This window comes from Lysobacter sp. Root667 (assembly GCF_001427715.1).
In the GTDB taxonomy this organism is placed as follows: Bacteria; Pseudomonadota; Gammaproteobacteria; order Xanthomonadales; family Xanthomonadaceae; genus Lysobacter.
This window is the reverse complement of record NZ_LMHF01000001.1, coordinates 15124-31077: the sequence shown is the minus strand read 5'-3', so window position 1 is coordinate 31077 and position 15954 is coordinate 15124. Positions and strand designations below refer to the sequence as shown.

At 71.2% G+C, this 15954-nt stretch carries 14 protein-coding genes and 1 tRNA gene; 5 read left to right on the top strand and 10 right to left on the bottom strand.

From position 1 onward, the window contains the following. The first annotated feature begins 48 nt into the window (after positions 1-48). On the top strand, positions 49-474 hold the full coding sequence (locus ASD78_RS00140) for a ketosteroid isomerase-related protein (RefSeq protein ID WP_055907283.1): 426 nt from the start codon (positions 49-51) through the stop codon (positions 472-474). Between the two features lie 93 nt (positions 475-567). Then, complete coding sequence (locus tag ASD78_RS00135) at positions 568-2091, top strand: glycosyltransferase family 39 protein (RefSeq protein WP_055907281.1); 1524 nt, start codon at positions 568-570, stop codon at positions 2089-2091. Positions 2092-2097: 6 nt separating this feature from the next. On the opposite strand, the gene ASD78_RS00130 is transcribed toward ASD78_RS00135, so the two are convergent. Genes ASD78_RS00130 through bioB form a run of 6 tightly spaced genes read right to left on the bottom strand, consistent with a single transcriptional unit; the run spans position 2098 to position 7616 of the window. Beyond that, positions 2098-3090, bottom strand: a complete 993-nt coding sequence (locus tag ASD78_RS00130; RefSeq protein WP_055907278.1) for a multidrug resistance efflux transporter family protein — start codon at positions 3088-3090, stop codon at positions 2098-2100. Further along, the gene (gene bioC / locus ASD78_RS00125) at positions 3087-3995 is read right to left on the bottom strand and encodes a malonyl-ACP O-methyltransferase BioC (RefSeq protein WP_055907275.1); all 909 of its coding nucleotides are present in this window, start codon (positions 3993-3995) and stop codon (positions 3087-3089) included. The genes ASD78_RS00130 and bioC overlap by 4 nt, the downstream gene beginning before the upstream one ends. A gap of 60 nt (positions 3996-4055) precedes the next feature. Further along, positions 4056-4847: a pimeloyl-ACP methyl ester esterase BioH gene (bioH, locus tag ASD78_RS00120; protein WP_055907271.1), complete on the bottom strand. Its 792-nt coding sequence runs from the start codon at positions 4845-4847 to the stop codon at positions 4056-4058. Between the two features lie 8 nt (positions 4848-4855). Continuing rightward, positions 4856-5290, bottom strand: coding sequence for an ACT domain-containing protein (locus tag ASD78_RS00115; protein WP_055907268.1), 435 nt, complete (start codon positions 5288-5290; stop codon positions 4856-4858). Further along, positions 5287-6525, bottom strand: a complete 1239-nt coding sequence (gene bioF, locus ASD78_RS00110) for an 8-amino-7-oxononanoate synthase (RefSeq protein ID WP_055907265.1) — start codon at positions 6523-6525, stop codon at positions 5287-5289. Before bioF ends, ASD78_RS00115 begins: the two co-directional genes overlap by 4 nt. A gap of 5 nt (positions 6526-6530) precedes the next feature. Next, on the bottom strand, positions 6531-7616 hold the full coding sequence (gene bioB / locus ASD78_RS00105) for a biotin synthase BioB (protein ID WP_056097654.1): 1086 nt from the start codon (positions 7614-7616) through the stop codon (positions 6531-6533). A gap of 49 nt (positions 7617-7665) precedes the next feature. Between bioB and ASD78_RS00100 the strand changes: the two genes are divergently transcribed. Continuing rightward, a complete protein-coding gene (locus ASD78_RS00100) occupies positions 7666-8400 on the top strand; it encodes a double zinc ribbon domain-containing protein (protein ID WP_056097652.1) in 735 nt (244 codons plus the stop codon). Positions 8401-8451: 51 nt separating this feature from the next. On the opposite strand, the gene ASD78_RS00095 is transcribed toward ASD78_RS00100, so the two are convergent. Continuing rightward, positions 8452-8949 carry a hypothetical protein gene (locus tag ASD78_RS00095; RefSeq protein WP_056097651.1) on the bottom strand — a complete coding sequence of 166 codons (498 nt, stop codon included), beginning with the start codon at positions 8947-8949 and terminating at the stop codon, positions 8452-8454. A 101-nt stretch (positions 8950-9050) separates the two neighbouring features. Between ASD78_RS00095 and ASD78_RS00090 the strand changes: the two genes are divergently transcribed. Next, the gene (locus tag ASD78_RS00090; RefSeq protein ID WP_156087500.1) at positions 9051-9572 is read left to right on the top strand and encodes a hypothetical protein; all 522 of its coding nucleotides are present in this window, start codon (positions 9051-9053) and stop codon (positions 9570-9572) included. Positions 9573-9674: 102 nt separating this feature from the next. On the opposite strand, the gene ASD78_RS00085 is transcribed toward ASD78_RS00090, so the two are convergent. The 3 genes from ASD78_RS00085 to ubiA form a co-directional block, all read right to left on the bottom strand. After that, positions 9675-11114: a TIGR00366 family protein gene (locus tag ASD78_RS00085; protein ID WP_056097648.1), complete on the bottom strand. Its 1440-nt coding sequence runs from the start codon at positions 11112-11114 to the stop codon at positions 9675-9677. Between the two features lie 1138 nt (positions 11115-12252). Further along, the gene (locus ASD78_RS00080) at positions 12253-14478 is read right to left on the bottom strand and encodes a DUF11 domain-containing protein (protein ID WP_082575350.1); all 2226 of its coding nucleotides are present in this window, start codon (positions 14476-14478) and stop codon (positions 12253-12255) included. Positions 14479-14753: 275 nt separating this feature from the next. After that, positions 14754-15668 carry a 4-hydroxybenzoate octaprenyltransferase gene (gene ubiA / locus ASD78_RS00075; RefSeq protein ID WP_055907245.1) on the bottom strand — a complete coding sequence of 305 codons (915 nt, stop codon included), beginning with the start codon at positions 15666-15668 and terminating at the stop codon, positions 14754-14756. 144 nt (positions 15669-15812) lie between these two features. On the opposite strand from ubiA, the gene ASD78_RS00070 reads away from it, so the two are divergent. Further along, positions 15813-15889, top strand: a tRNA-Arg gene (locus ASD78_RS00070). Positions 15890-15954: the final 65 nt, after the last annotated feature.

Genomic DNA, 15954 nt, shown 5'->3' with positions numbered 1-15954 from the left:
GGCGTGGGTATCATCGCCGCGACCCACGCCCGATCAGCCAGGCCCCCGATGAAGATAGACGGCACCCGCAGCCACGACCGCGCCACCGAGGTGGTGCTGGCCTACTACGCAGCCTTCAACCGTGGCGACTGGGACGGCATGCTCGCCCTGCTCTCCGACGATGTCGCCCACGACCTCAACCAGGGCCCGCGCGAAACCGGCCGCGCCGCGTTCGCTGAGTTCCTGCAACGCATGCAGGCCAGCTATCGCGAACAACTGCACGACATCGTGGTGCTGGTCTCGCCCGACGGCAGCCGCGCCGCGGCCGAGTACGTGGTCCACGGCCAATACCTGGCCAGCGACGCCGGCCTGCCGGAAGCGCGCGGGCAGAAGTACGTACTGCCCGGCGGCGCGTTCTTCGAATTGCGCGACGGCCGCATCCAGCGCGTGAGCAACTACTACAACCTGCAGGAATGGATCGCCCAGGTCAGCTGAGCGGCCGCCTCGGCGCCGCCGCGCCTGCGACCGATCCGTAACATTCGCTCCGCTAGGCTGTGGCGGTTTCCGACCGCCGCCCACGGCCCCCGTATGCTGCGACTCCCGCGTTCGCCCGCCTTCTGGATCGCCGCGCTCGCCTTGGCGCTGGCGTTGTGCTTTCTCGGCAGCCGCGGCATCTGGGATCCCGACGAAGGCCGCTACACCAACGTCGCGCTGAACATGCTCGACACCGGCGACTGGATCAATCCGCGCCGCAGCCACGAAGTCGCGCACTGGACCAAACCGCCGCTGACCTATTGGGCGATCGCGTCCAGCGTCGCCGCGTTCGGCCACCACGCCTGGGCCGCGCGGCTGCCGGCGGCGTTGGCCTATTTGCTCAGCGTATGGCTGGCCTGGCGGGTCGCGCGCAGGCTCGCACCGGGCGCGCAGGCCCAGGCCGCGACGATCTACGCGACCATGCCGTTCACGGTCGGCGCCTCGCAGTTGATCACCACCGACTACCTGCTGTCGGCCTGCACCGGGCTGGCGATGTGGGCCTACGTCGAAGCGCGCTTCGGCCCGGCCCTGGCCGAGCCCGCGCGCGAACGCCTGCGTGCGCGCAGCTGGATCGCGCTGATGTGGGTGGGCTTCGCGCTGGGTTTCCTGTGCAAGGGGCCGCCGGCGTTGCTGCTGTTGCTGCCGATCCTGGCCTTCAACCTGCTCGCGCCGGGCGGCTTCCGCATCCTGCAGTGGTCGGGCCTGCTGCTGTTCGTGCTGCTGGCCCTGCCCTGGTACGTGGCGGTGATCGCCAATCATCCGGGTCTGTTCCGTTACTTCATCGGCGACGAGGTGATGAACCGCGTCGCCACCAACGAGTTCGGCCGCCACGGCGAGTGGTACGGCTGGATCGAGGTCTACGCGCCTACGCTCCTGCTCGGCACCCTGCCGTGGACGCCGGCGCTGTGGCGCTGGGTGCGCGCGTTGCCGGCGACGCTGCGCGGCTGGCGCGAGCGCGGGCGGCGCACGGACGATGCGCCCGCCCTGCTGCTCGCGATCTGGCTGCTGTTGCCGCTGCTGGTGTTCTGCCTGGCGCAATCGCGCATGCCGCTGTACCTGCTGCCGCTGTTCCTGCCGCTGGCGGTGATCGCGGCCCGGCAGCGCCACGGCGAAGGCCGTGGCCTGCCGTCGTGGCCGCGGCTGGCGGCGCTGATCGCGGTCCTGCTCGCGCTCAAGCTGGCCGCGGTCTATTGGCCGACCCACAAGGACGCGTCGGCCTGGGCCGAGGCGATCCGGGCGCGCGCACCCGGCCCGGTGCGCGAGGTGGTGTTCGTCGAAGACATGGCGCGTTACGGCCTGCACCTGCACCTGGATACCGAGATCGAGAAGATCTCGCTGGAACCCGTCGCCGGTGCGCGCTTCAACCCGGAATTCGACGAATCGCTGGCGCAGGAACTGGCCGAGCACGAGCCGGGCGCCGTCTGGATCTGCAAACAGGCGGCGTGGCCGCAACTGCGAACGCGCATCGCCATGCTGGGCCATCGCGCGACCGAGCTGGGCACGCCGTACGAGCGCCGGGTGATCTTCCAGGTCGAATTCGCGCCGCGCCTGGCGGAGCCGACGGCGCCGCCGCACTGACGCGGCTCAGGCGCCGCGGTCGCTGCGCAGTTCCTTGGTGCGGTGATCGTCGCCCGCCGCGGTGCGTGCGGCGACCAGACTGAAGGCGACGATGCCCGCGATCACGATCAAAGCGCCGATCAGGCTGCGTCCCTGCGGCCAGGCTTCGCCCAGCCAAAGCGCGCCGATCGAGGTCGCGAACAGAATCTCCGCGGCCTGCATCGCTTCGGCCGCGGCCAGCGCGGTCGGGTCGTTGCGGACCATGCCGGTGGCCTGGAAGAACAGCACGGTCGCGATCACGCCCGCGCCCAGCGCCACACCGGCGGCCAGCCATAGCTGTCCGGCCGAAGGCAGGCCGGCCTGAGCGAACGCGTACGCCGCGACCGCAAGCCACAGCGGCTGGCTGGCCAGGGTCATGCCGAACACGCGCTGGGTCGCGTTCAACTCGATCCCGCTGCGCTCCAGATGCAACAGCAGACCGCGATTGCCCAGGGGATAGGCGAACGCCGACACCGCCACGCAGATCAACGCGATCCAACCTTCGCGATCCAAGCGGCCGCCGCCGTGGCCGAACTGCATCAGCAGCACGCCCACCACCACCACCGCACCGACCAGCAGCGCCGGCAGCGGAATCCGCGCGCGCTGGTCGCGGTACAGGAACGGCGCGCACAGCATGCCGGCGATGACGGTGAGCTGGAACGTGCCCGCGACCAGCCATGAGGGCCCGCTCGCCGCGGCCCAACTCAGGCAGACGTAGAACAACCCGAAACCGACCCCGCTCCAGACCAGCCACGGCCCGGGATGCGCGCGGATCGCGCGCCACACCGGCGCCGCGCCGCCCTGCATCGGCATCACCACCAGCAGCAGCGGCAGCGTGATCAGGTAGCGCAGCGAGGCCGTCCACGCCCAATGCCCACCACCGACCGCGGCCGCGCGGTTGAGCACGTAGGTGCAGGTGAAGAAGAACGCGGACGCCAGCGCGATCGCGACGGCGGCCAGGGCGAGACGGCGTGCGCTCACGTGCGTCTCCGGATCGGAATCTTCGCCACCGGCACCTGCACTTCGTCGATGCCGCCGACCCGGATCGGCGTGCCCGGCTGCGGGCCCCAGGCGTGGGCATAGACCACTTCCCAGGTCGCGGGCAGGCGGCCGTCGTCGCCGCGCAGCGCTTCGTAGGCCTGCGCCGCGCGAGCGAAGCGGGCGCGGCCGGTCAGGCTGCGGCGGCGCTCGCGCATGGCGTTGGTCGCGCCCAGGGTGCGCAGCTCGCGCATCAGATCGCCCAGATCGTCGTGCTTGAGGGTGAACTCGTCGCGGTCCAGCACCGGGTCCTTGAAGCCGGCCGCGATCAAGGCGTCGCCGAACTGCGCGATCGACGGGAACAGGCTCACGTGCGGTGTGTTGTCGGCTTCGGCGAAGGCACCGCGCAGCTCGAACAAGGTGTCCGGGCCGAAGGTCGATACCAGCAGCAGGCCACCGGGCTTGAGCACGCGGCGGAAACCGGCGAACACCGCCGGCAGGTCCTCGACCCATTGCAGGCACAGATTGGAATACAGCACGTCGACGCTGGCATCGCGCAGCGGCAGCGCGCGCGCGTCGGCGCAGACCGCATCGGGCCGACGCGCGCCGCCGAGGAAACGCGGCAGACCGCCGCCACCGGCGTTGTGGCGGGTTTCCTGCAGCATCGGCAGGGCCAGGTCCAGCGCGATCAGCTGCGCGCGCGGCCAGCGCTTCTGCATCGCGATCGCGGCGTGGCCGGGGCCGCAGCCGACATCGACCACGACCTCGGGCGCGCGGTCGTCCAGATAATCCAGGGTTTCGGACAGGCGTGCGCCGACTTCGCGCTGCAGCGCGGCGGCGCCGTCGTAGCCGTGCGCGGCACGCGAGAAGGCGCGGCGTACCTGGCGGTGGTCGAACAGATCGGTCATCGGTAAGGCGGATTCGATGGCAGGCGCTCGTCGTGGGCGCGACGGGCGCGTAGTGGGGAATTAAAGCGATGCCTCGGCGGCGCTCTGCGGCGGAAGGGCCGAGGCGAATTCGTCGATCAGCTGGGCGACCTGCTCGGCCGCGCTCAGGAACGGGGCGTGGCCGGCGCGGTCGAGCACGACGCTGCGTGCCTGGGGCGCGAGCGCGGCAGCGGCCGGCATCGCGCCGGCGGGCACCAGGCGGTCGCGGCGGCCGGAGATCCACAGGCTGGGCACGGCCAGCCGCGGCAACTCGGCGCGCACGTCGATCGTATCGAGCAGGCGCAGGCCTTCCTGCAACGCATGCTCGGCCGGCTCGCCGCGCTCGAAGGCCTGGCTGCGCAGCTTGCGCAACTCGTCCTGGGCGCTGGCCGAGCCCAGGGCCTCCAGCGCCAGGAAACCTTCAAGCGTGCCGCGGAAATCGCGCTTCAGAGCGTCGCCGAAATCGCGGAACAGGCTGGGCGAGACGCCGTGCGGCCAGTCGGCGCCGGTCACGAAGCGCGGCGAGGACGCGATCATCACCAGCCCGCGCACCCGCTGCGGATGGTCGAGCGCGGCGCGCAGCGCGAACTGCCCGCCCAGCGACCAGCCCAGCCAGACCGCATCGGGGATGCGCGCGACCAGTTCGCTCGCGATCGGCGCGGGGTCCAGCGGCGTGCGGTCTTCGCGTGCATGGCCGTGGCCCGGCAGGTCGATCAGGTGCAGGGTGTAATCGTCGGCCAGGCGCTCGACCAGCGACGCGAACAGCCCGCCATGCATGGCCCAGCCGTGGATCAGCGCCAGCGAGGGTCCGCTGCCGAGGGTCTGCGCGTACATGGCCGCCCTCAGAGCGCGTCGGCCGGGCGCCGCAGCGCGGCCAGGGCCGCGACCGCGTCGGCGGCGCGTTCGGCCGGCACCAGCAGATGGTCGTGATGCAGACCGGCGATCACGTTGCAGGCGATGCCGCGTTCGCTCAGCGCGCTCGACACCGCAGCGGTCAGGCCGACCGCGTCCAGCGCCGAATGCACGGTCAGGCTCAGCCAGGCGGCGACGAAACCGTAGTCGAGCGCACGCGCATCGGCGTCGGCGCGTGCGAGCACATAGCTGGCGCCTTCGTCCTCGCGCACGCTGGCGTGGGCGAGCGCGGCCAGGGCGGGATCGTGTTGCGGGCTGGCGACGAACACGTATTCGCCCGCGCGTTGCGCGACCTCGAGACTGGCGAGCATCTGCGCCAGGTCGCGCTGGGCGGCCGGACGCGCGGCGGCGGGCGCCGCGGTCATGGTGCGGGCGTGGCGCGCAGCCCGGCCGTCGTCGTCGCGGCGGCCGGTTCGCGCGCCAGGCCGACGCGTTCGGCGGCGCGCGCCAGCGCATCGAGCAGGCCGTCGACATCGGCCGGCGTGTGCAGCGCCGACAGGGTCACGCGCAAGCGGGCGCGGCCTTCGGGCACGGTCGGCGGGCGGATCGCCGCGACCCAGTAGCCGCTCTCTTCCAGCGAACGCGCCATCGCGATCGCGCGCGCGTCGTCGCCGCAGACCACCGGCTGGATCGGCGTGGTCGAGGGCTGCAGTTCCAGGCCGAGTTTGCGCCCGCCTTCGCGGAAGCGCTGGACCAGTTCGCCGAGCTTTTCGCGGCGCCAGTGTTCGTGCCGCGCCAGCTTGACCGCGGCCAGGGTCGCCGCGGCCTGCGCCGGCGGCAGCGCGGTGGTGTAGACGTGGCTGCGCGCGGTTTCGGCGAGATGGCCGATCAGGTCGGCGTCGCCGTGCAGCGCGGCGCCGTAGCTGCCGAGCGCTTTGCCGAAGGTCGCCAGCTGCAGCGGCACTTCGCGCACCGACAGTTTGACCGCCGCGACCGCGCCGCGGCCGTCGGGACCGAGTACGCCCACGCCGTGGGCGTCGTCGACGTACAGCAGCGCTTTCTGCGCGCGCGCGATCAGGGCCAGGTCGCGCAGCGGCGCGATGTCGCCGTCCATGCTGAAGACGCCGTCGCTGGCCAGCATCGCCATGCCTTCGGGCACGCTGCGCAGCTGGCGGATCGCGCCTTCGGCATCGGCGTGCGGATAGCGGCGCAGGCGGCAGCCGGCCAGGCGCGCGGCGTCGATCAGGCTGGCGTGGTTGAGCCGGTCCTGGACGCAGACGTCGTCCTCGCCGAGCAGGCCCTGGACCGCGGCCAGATTGGCCAGGAAACCACTGCCGAACAGCAGCGCGCGCGGCGAGCCCAGCCAGTCGGCGATCTCGCGCTCGAGCGCTTCGTGGATGGCGTGGTGGCCGCAGACCAGGTGCGAAGCGACGCCGCCGGCGCCCTCGCGCGAGGCCGCGTCCTGCAGCGCGCCGACCACGGCGAAGTGCTGCGAGAGGCCGAGGTAGTCGTTACCGCAGAAATTGAGCAGCTTGCGCCCGTCGACTTCGCAGCGCGCGCCGTCGCGGTGCGCGACCGTGCGCATGACGCGGGTGCGCGAGGTCGCCTCGCGCTGTTCGCGCGCGGCGGCGATGCGTTCGGGCCATTGCGCTCGTTGCATGGTGGTCAGGCTGCGCAGGAGTGGGCGGGCGACGCGTCGGTTTCGACGATGTCGGCGTGTACGGTGCCGCCGCCGTTATCGGCATGGTCCTCGACAACCTGCATCGGCCGCAAGCCCAGGCGCTCGAACAGGGCCAGGTCGCGCTCGGTGTCGGGGTTGCCGGTGGTCAGCAGCTTTTCGCCGTAGAAGATCGAATTGGCGCCGGCCAGGAAGCATAAGGCCTGCAACTCGTCGGACATGCTCTCGCGGCCGGCCGACAGGCGCACCATCGAGCGCGGCATCAGCAGGCGGGCGACCGCGACGGTGCGGACGAATTCGAACGGGTCCAGCTCGGCGGTGCCGGCCAGCGGGGTGCCTTCGACCTGGACCAGGCGGTTGATCGGCACCGAATCGGGGTGCGCGGGCAGGTTGGCCAGGGTCTGCAGCAAGCCGGCGCGCTGGTTGCGCGACTCGCCCATGCCGACGATGCCGCCGCAGCAGGTCTTCATGCCGACGTCGCGCACGTGCGCCAGCGTGTCCAGGCGGTCCTGGAACTCGCGGGTGTGGATGATCTCGTTGTAGAACTCCGGCGCGGTGTCGAGGTTGTGGTTGTAGTAGTCCAGGCCGGCCGCCTTGAGCGACTTGGCCTGATCGCCCGACAACATGCCCAGGGTCGCGCAGGTTTCCAGGCCCAGCGCCTTCACTTCGCGGATCATCGCCGCGACCTTCGGGATGTCGCGGTCCTTGGGCGAGCGCCAGGCCGCGCCCATGCAGAAGCGCGAGGCGCCGGCGGCCTTGGCCTGCTTGGCCTTCTCCAGCACCGCCTCGGTGCTCATCAGCTTGGTCGCGTCTACGCCGGTGTGGTAGCGCGCGGCCTGCGGGCAGTAGCTGCAATCCTCCGGGCAGCCGCCGGTCTTGACCGACAGCAGGGTGCTGACCTGGACCTCGGTGGCGTCGAAATTCTCGCGGTGGGCGCTGGCGGCGCGGTGCAGCAGTTCCGGGAACGGCAGATCGAACAGGTCGCGCACTTCGCTGCGCGACCAGTCGTGGCGCAGGGCCCGCGGGGGCGGGACGGCCGACTCGGCGACGGGGACTTCACTGACAACGGACATGGAGGTTTTCCGGCAGACGACACGGGGCAGGAGCGGCAGTCTGGAAAGCATGGACGACGCTGTCAACCAAATCCCCTCCGCTGAGGTTGACGGGCGCCTGGCCCGGCTCGGGCGTGGGCTGTGGCCGCCGCGCTGCCTGGTTTGCGGCGAGCGCGGCGCCGGCGGCCGCGACCTGTGCCGGGCCTGCGCCGGCACCCTGCCCTGGAACCGCAGCGCCTGCGGGCGCTGCGCGATCCCGCTGCCGGCCCCGGCCAACCTGTGCGGGCGCTGCCTCCGCCGCCCGCCGGCACTGGACGCGGCCCGTGCCGCCTTTGTCTACGCCGCGCCGCTGGACCGGCTGCTGCCGCGGCTCAAGTTCCACGACGACCTGGCCGCGGGACGCTTGCTGGCGGCGCTGATGCTGGACGATCCGCGGCGCCCGGCCGCGGCCGCGGCGACCGCCCTGATCGCGGTGCCGCTGGCGCGCGCCCGGCTGCGCGAACGCGGCTACGACCAGGCCCGCGAACTGGCCCGACCCCTGGCGCGGGCGCTGGGCCTGCCGCTGTTGGATCGGGCGCTGCAGCGGGTCCGCGACACCCCGCCGCAATCCAGCCTCGGCGCGCTGGCGCGGCGGCGGAATCTGCGCGGCGCGTTCGCCGCCGGTTTTGCGGGCGCGGTGCCGGCGCGAGTGCTGCTGATCGACGATGTGATGACCACCGGCGCGACCCTGCATGCGGCGGCCGCGGCTTTGCGGCGCGCAGGTGTGGCGAGGGTGGAGGCTTGGGTCTGCGCGCGGGTGCCGTGATCGGGGCGGTTGATCGGCGCGAAGAACGGCCGACCCCGTCGCGCACCGCGCTCAGTCCGCCAGGTGCTTGCCGATCTTGGCGTTCATGGCGTCCATCGCGCCTTGCTGCCAGCCGCCCCGGAGCTGGCGCAGTACGCGACCGTAGAACAGCAGTACGCCCACCATGGCGTACAAGCCGGCCAGGGTGGCCATCAGCGCGATCACCCACGGATCGGACCAGGGCAGGCCGCTGCTGCGCACGGTCTGCAACGAAACCATGGTCAGGCCGATCACCACCACGCCGATAGCGCTCATATACACCGCCTCGCGGGTGTGTTCGCCCTCGAACTCGATCGCGCGCAGCGCCAGGTAGGCGTGAATGTCGGCGCGGCGCTCGGGGTTGGTCGCACGTGAGGCCAGTTCGCGCGCGAGCGCCCGGCCCTGCTCGCTCGCCCGCCGAATCTCGGCGATGCGCTGGCGCAGGTAGCGCGCGAAGCGCCACAGGCCGCTGCCGATCAGTACCACGCCGCCGAAGATGCCGAGGATGTTCGCTATCGTTGAAATCTCCATGGCGCGATTTTAAGCACAGGGCGCGCGTCGGATCGCCCTTGCGATGGCGGGCGGGCGGCCTCGGCTATGCTCGCCGGCACCCTGGGGCACGGAATATCACCATGCAGGCATCTTTTTTGCGCAGCACGGCTGTACGCAGCACAGCGCTCGCGATCGCGGTTCTCGTGCCGATCGCGCTCGCCGGCTGCATGTGGCGGCCGCAGGAACCGATCACCCATGCGCCGCGCGCCGATGTCGGCCTGCATTCGGCTTCGCGCGAGCCCTGCCCGGGCTGTCTGGAGCGCAAAGGCCCGGATGGGCAGACGGTCTATCTGCGCCGCCGTCCGCTGCTGTCCGCCCAGCACATCGCCGCGGTGTCGAAGGTGATCGATATCGGCGGCGGCTACGCGATCCAGCTCGACTTCAAGCCTGAAGTGCAGGACCGCGTGCGCTCGGTAAGCGAAGAGCAGATAGGGGAACTCATCGCCTGGGTCGCGCAGGAGCGCGTGCTGAGCGTGGCCGTGAACCGCGGGGTGTTCTCCTCGGGGATGCTGTTGTCGGGGATCACGGCCGAGGAGGCGGACCAAATCTATACGGCGATGACGGGCGATCCTACGCAGCGGCGGCCGAGCCTGGAGCGGTGAGTCGCGGGTGGGTTGGTGATTGACGGCGACAGCAACGACGCCCTCGCGCGCCGCAAACGGCAGAAGGAACTATGCGGCCGGCTTGAGAAGCCGAACGATCGCTTACGGCATCACCGGCGCCTGGTAGGTCAGCGTCAGCCCCAACGCCCACAGCAGGCCGAGCACCAGCGGGATGTGCACCAGCAGCTGCACGAAGGTGAAGCCGACGATGTCGCGCGCCTTCAGGCCCAGCACGCCCAGCAGCGGCAACATCCAGAACGGATTGATCAGGTTCGGCAGCGCCTCGGCGGCGTTGTAGACCTGCACCGCCCAGCCCAGGTGCACCTTCAGGTCGATCGCCGCCTGCATCACGTACGGCGCTTCGATGATCCATTTGCCGCCGCCGGACGGCACGAAGAAACCCAGCACCGCCGAATAGGCGCCCATCACCAGGGAGAAGGTCTCGGCGCTGGCGATGCGCACGAACACGCTGGACAGATGATGCGCGAGCGTCTCGCCGCCGTGGCCCGGCGCCGAGGTCAGCAATGCGGCGATGCCGCCGTAGAGCGGGAACTGGATCAGCACGCCGGTGGTGCTGGGCACCGCGCGCGCGACCGCGTCCAGGAAACTGCGCGGCCGCCAATGCAGCAGGCCCAGGCCCAGGGTCAGGAACAGGAAGTTGTAGGTGTTGAGGCTGGCGATCGCGGTGACCGCGGGCTTGCTCGCGAACTCGTAGACCAGCCAGCCCAGGCCCAGCGCGGCCAGGGCGAGGGTGATCAGCGGGCTGTATTCCAGCCATTCGCCGGGACGCGTGCGCGGCGGCAGGGTCGGCGTGGCCGGGCCCTGGTCGGCGCCGAACGCGCTGGCGCGCCGCACCGAGGCGCCACGCGGCGCGGTGACGTAGCACACGATCAGCGACACGCCGATCAGCGCCGCGGTCAGCACGATCGACTGCCACAGGAAGATGGTCTGGCTGAAAGGCAGCACGCCGGTGATCGCCAGCAGCGCCGGCGGCATGCTGGCCGGATTGGCTTGCAGCTGCGCGGCCGACGAGCTCAGCCCCATCGCCCAGACCGCGCCCAGACCCAGATAGGCGGCGGCGCCGGCGGCGCGGTAATCCATGTCCAGGTCCTCGCGCCGCGCCAGTGCGCGCACCAGCAGGCCGCCGAACACCAGCGAGAAGCCCCAGCTCAGCAGCGAGGTCAGCATGCTCAGCAGGCCGACGTAGCAGATCGCGCCGCGGCCGCTGCGCGGCACCCGCGCCAGCGCGTCGATCAGGCGCGCCACCGCCGGCGCGGTCGCGACCACATAGCCGCCGATCACCACGAACGCCATCTGCATGGTGAACGGGATCAGGCTCCAGTAGCCGTCGCCGAACGCGGTCGCGGTGGCCTTGGGCGTGGCGCCGAACCCCAGCGCGGCGATCGCGACCACGACCACGGCCAAGGCGGCGAACACGTAGGCATCGGGGAACCAGCGCTCGGCCCAGGCCGCGCTGCGCAGGGCGAAGCGGGCGAGCGGGCCGTCGCTGGCGGCAGAGGCGTTCGGTGCGGTGGCGGTCATCGGCGGCTCCAGGCAGCGGCAACGTCATTGTCGGCCGCGCGACGCGCGGCGCCGCTAGCACTTTAGTCGCAGCGCGACCGCGTCGTAGACCGACCGGGATGCCTCCAACGTCCCGCGAGCCCGCTTCGTGTAGGAGCGACGTGAGTCGCGATCGCGAAACCCGCATACCGGCGCTCCGCCGACCGCGAGCAACCACCCACCGCCCGCGAACCCGCTTCGTGTAGGAGCGACGTGAGTCGCGACCGCGCCAGTCGGCCACTACGCAATCGCGACTCACGTCGCTCCCACAGGGCAGGTTTCGGTGCGCTGTGCGACTGCCATCGCCTCGGCATCCATTCTCAGCTATGGCCGGAGGCGAGGCAGGAGCGGCGCGAGTCGCGACCGCGAAACCCGCACACCGGCGCTCCGCCGACCAAGCGAGCAACCACCCACCGCCTGCGAACCCGCTTCGTGTAGGAGCGACGCGAGTCGCGACCGCGCCAGTCGGCCACTACGCAATCGCGACTCACGTCGCTCCCACAGGGCAGGTTTCGGTGCGCTGTTCGACTGCCATCGCCTCGGCATCCATTCTCAGCTATGGCCGGCGGCGAGGCAGGAGCGGCGCGAGCTGCAACCGCGAAACCCGCACACCGGCGCTCCGCCGACCGCGAGCAACCATCCACCGCCCGCGAGCACGCTTCGTGTAGGAGCGACGTGAGTCGCGATCGCGCCAATCGGCCACTACGCAATCGCGACTCACGTCGCTCCCACAGGGCTGGTTTCGGTGCGCTGTGCGAGCGCCATCGCCTCGGGCAATTCGCAGCCAAGGCCGGAAGCGAGGTAGAAGCGGCGCAAGCCGCGACCGCGAAACCCACACACCGGCGCTTTGTCGAATAAGCGAGCAACCACCCATCGCCTGCGAAGCGGCTTCGTGTAGGAGCGACGTGAGTCGCGACCGCGCCATTCGGCCACCACGCAATCGCGACTCACGTCGCTCCCACAGGGCAGGTTTCGGCGCGCTGTGCGACCGACATCGCCTCGAGCGTCTCGCAGCCGCCGGAGGCGAGGCAGGAACGCCGGGCTTCTGAGCGATCGCTGCGTTATGGCGCGCGAACCGTCGCAGGGGTCGCCGGGCCGACCGCAAGCCGGCCCGCGCCGTTCAATAGCCCGTCGCGTTCGCGGCGAACCGCACCGGCACCGTGACCGTCGCGCTGCCGCCGCTGTTGAGGTTCACGCTCAGGTTCACCACGCTGTCGCCGGCGTTGCCGCCCGAGGACGGGCAGCTGCCGCCGCTGGCCACGCACGACCAGGGGCCGCTCAAGGTCACGCCGTTGGGCAGGCTGTCGTTGATCTGCGCGGCGTTGGCCGCATCGGGGCCGTTGTTGATCACGGTCAGGGTATAGCTGGCGGTGCCGCCGGGGGTGTAGGTCGCGGCGCCGTCGCTCTTGCTGATCGACAGGTCGGCCTGGCGCAGGGCGTTGACGATGGTGCAGCTGAGGTCGTCGCCGGCGCTGGGCGAGAACTCGGGCCACTGCTGGCGGTTGCCGACGTTGTTGCCCGCGCCGGACGGCAGCACGGTCGCCGAGCCGACGGTCGCGCTGCTGCAGCTCAGCGACACGCGGTAGGCGCTGGGCGCCTGGTCGGCGCCGGCCGGCGTGGTCCGGATCGCCTCTTCGAACTGCATGGTGCTGCCCGGGGCCAGGACCACGGTACCGGTGCCGGCGCTGGCCGGCGCGGTGCCGCCGGTGGTCGTGGCGCTGGCGGCCAGGACGCCGCCGGAGTAGATCCGCACCGTCGCCTGGTCGCTGGCGCCGACGCGGCCCTGCAACTGCTTGCTCAGGCTGACCCAGACCGGGGTCGGAGTCGGACGGCAGGCGCTGGCGTCGAAGTCGGTATTGCTTACCAGGCCGCGCAGCACCGCGCGCGCGGCGTTGTGCAGGCCTTGGCCGGCGACGCTGGGCGCGGCGCAGGCGTCGTTGCCGGTGCTGCCGCCGCGGTTGATCCGCACCCGCACGTCGATCGTGTAGGTGTCGGTCTGTCCGGCGTTGAGGTTGCGCCACTGCCCCTGCAGCAGCCACGGACCGCTGCCGGCCAGCGCCGTCGCGGCGCCGCCGTTGAGGCTGTAGCTGGCCGACACCACGCTCGCGTCCGGATCCAGGCCAGGCGTGTCGGTGAGGCTGTAGCTGGCGGCGACGATGCTGGGGTTGCTGACCGCCACCGTGTAGCGGATGTCGGACAGGTCGGCGCTGCCGGCCACGACCACGGGAGCCGCAGCGTTCTTGGTGATGGCCAAGCTGGCGTCGTCGTCGGTGATCGTATAGCTGCGCACGCTCTGCGCCGCGGCGCCGCAGCTGGTGCCGGAGGTCAGCAGGAACGGCAGCGGCGAACCGCTGGGCGGCGAGATCCGCAGGTCGATGGTCTCGTTGCCTTCCGCCAGCGCGTCGTTGGCGATCGCGATCGGCAGCGCGATCATGCTGCCGGCGCCGCCGTCGTAGGTGCCGGCAGGCACGGCGACGGTGAAGGTCGTGGCGTTGCCGGGGGTGGTGTAGTCCACGCCCAGGGTCGCGCTGCCGCCGGTGACCTGCACCTGCACGCTCAGCCCGCCGGCCGGAACGATGCCGTTGATGCGCAGCGCCGGCAGGTTGCCGCCGCTGGCTTCGGGCGAGGAACTGCTGGGCTGGTCGAATTCGACGAAGGGGCGCAGCACCAGCTGGATCGCGTCCAGGAAGTTGCCTACGGTGAGGTCGCCGCCGGCGGTGCTGATCGACTCGAAGCCCAGGCTGTTGGTGCCGGTGGCGCCGGCGTAGGTGAAGTTGCCGCTGTAGTCGACCCAGCCGTTGCCGCCGGCGACCGGCGTGGCCGCGGTGCCTTGCGACACAATCGGCGTATTGAAGCTGCCGTTGGTGGTGGTGCCGACCCGGATCACGGTCGAGGACGCGCCGACCTTCATCTCGGCCACATCGCGCACGGTCGCGCTGGAGCGGCCGCGGTGGCTGAACACCCAGTCGATGCGCTCGCCGTTGATCATGCACACGTTCTGGTACATGCGCGACGTCGCGGCGGCGTTGAGTTCGGCGAACTGGCGGCCTTCGCGCGCGGGCACGCCGTTGAAGCTGTTGGCCCACAGCTCCATCAGGCGGCCGCTGGTGCCGGCCCAGGCAGGCGGCACGCAGCTGCCGTTGGCGGTGCCGACCGGATGGGTCGTGGTCCAGCCGGGAACCGCGGCTTCCGGGATCAGCGCATAGCAGGCCGTGGTGCCGTTGCCGAGCACGGGCGCTTCGAAACCGATGTTGACGAAGCTGCGTTGGACCTGCGCGGCGGCAGGCAGGGCAAGGCAGGCGGCGGCGAGCGCGGTCAGGCCGCGAAGCAAACGGCCATGAGTCATGGATCCCCCTGTAGCGTGACCAGTGCCACAAATACTGGGCAAGAAAACCTGAACTGGTCCTCACATCGCCGGTCGCTCCGGCGTCCGGCACCGCTGTCGCGCAGCGCCGGAATGCGCGCTCAGGGCCGAGCCGGCGGCGTTGGCGGCGCGATCCCGGCACGGGTACGGCACACAGGACGGACTCAGGCAGACGACGCGTCGCGGCACTCCATTGGCGGACGATGCGGCGATTCTAGGCACGGCTACCGCATGCGGAGCGTGTCCAGTGCGCGGCTTCAGGCGCCGCCGCCGAGGGCGTAGTCCAAGGCCAGGCCGGCAAACACCGTCAGCCCGACCCAGTGGTTGTGCAGGAAGGCCTTGAAGCAGCCGGCGCGGTCGCGGCCGCGCGCGATCGCGAATTCGTAGATCACCAGCAGCGCCGCCAGGCCCAGGCCGCCGTAGTACCAGACGCCCAAGCCGGCGCGCTGCCCGGCCAGGCCCAGCGCGGCCAGGAACAAGGCGTACAGCACGCCCTGTGCGATCAGGTCCATTTCGCCGAACAGGATCGCGGTCGATTTGGAGCCCATGCGCAGGTCGTCCTCGCGGTCGACCATCGCGTACCAGGTGTCGTAGGCGGTCGCCCACAGGATGTTGGCCGCGTACAGCAGCCAGGCCACCGGCGGCACTTCGCCCTGCACCGCCGCGAACGCCATCGGAATGCCCCAGCCGAAGGCCATGCCCAGATAGACCTGCGGCAGGTAGGTGTAGCGCTTGAGGTAGGGATAGCTGGCGGCCAGGACCACGCCGACCACGCTCATCAGCACGGTCAGACGGTTCATCGTCGCCACCAGCGCGAACGCGGCCAGCATCAGCACGGCGAACACCAGCAGCGCCTCGCGTCCGCGCACCGCGCCGGTCGCCAGCGGCCGGTCCTTGGTGCGCTCGACATGCGGGTCCAGCCAGCGGTCGGCGTAGTCGTTGATCACGCAACCGGCCGCGCGGGTCAGCCAGACCCCGGCGCTGAACACGAACAAGGTCCACAGCGGCGGCACCCCGCGCGCGGCGATCCACAGGCCCCACCAGGTCGGCCACAGCAGCAGCAGCCAGCCGATCGGGCGGTCGCCGCGGACCAGCTTCCAGTACAGCCGCAGCCGCACTTTCCAGGCCGGAAGCGGTGCCGGTTCGGGGCTTTCGTAGCGCTCGTAACTCATCCGATCAGAGTACCAAGGCCGGCCAGCGCGTCGCGAGCGCGGCCGATCGCCGCCGCGGCGCGACCTGCGCCTGCGTTTGCGGCTAGAATGCCGGTCCCGCGCGGTCCCGACTTTCATCGGTCGGAGCGGCGGGATCTCAGCCAGGCGCCCGTAGCTCAGCCGGATAGAGTAGTGGCTTCCGAAGCCATTGGTCGGGGGTTCGAATCCCTCCGGGCGCGCCATTCCCATGCCTACGGGCAGGGGAGCCGGCTTTATACTGGCGCGCGGCCGCACCCTGGGTGCGGTT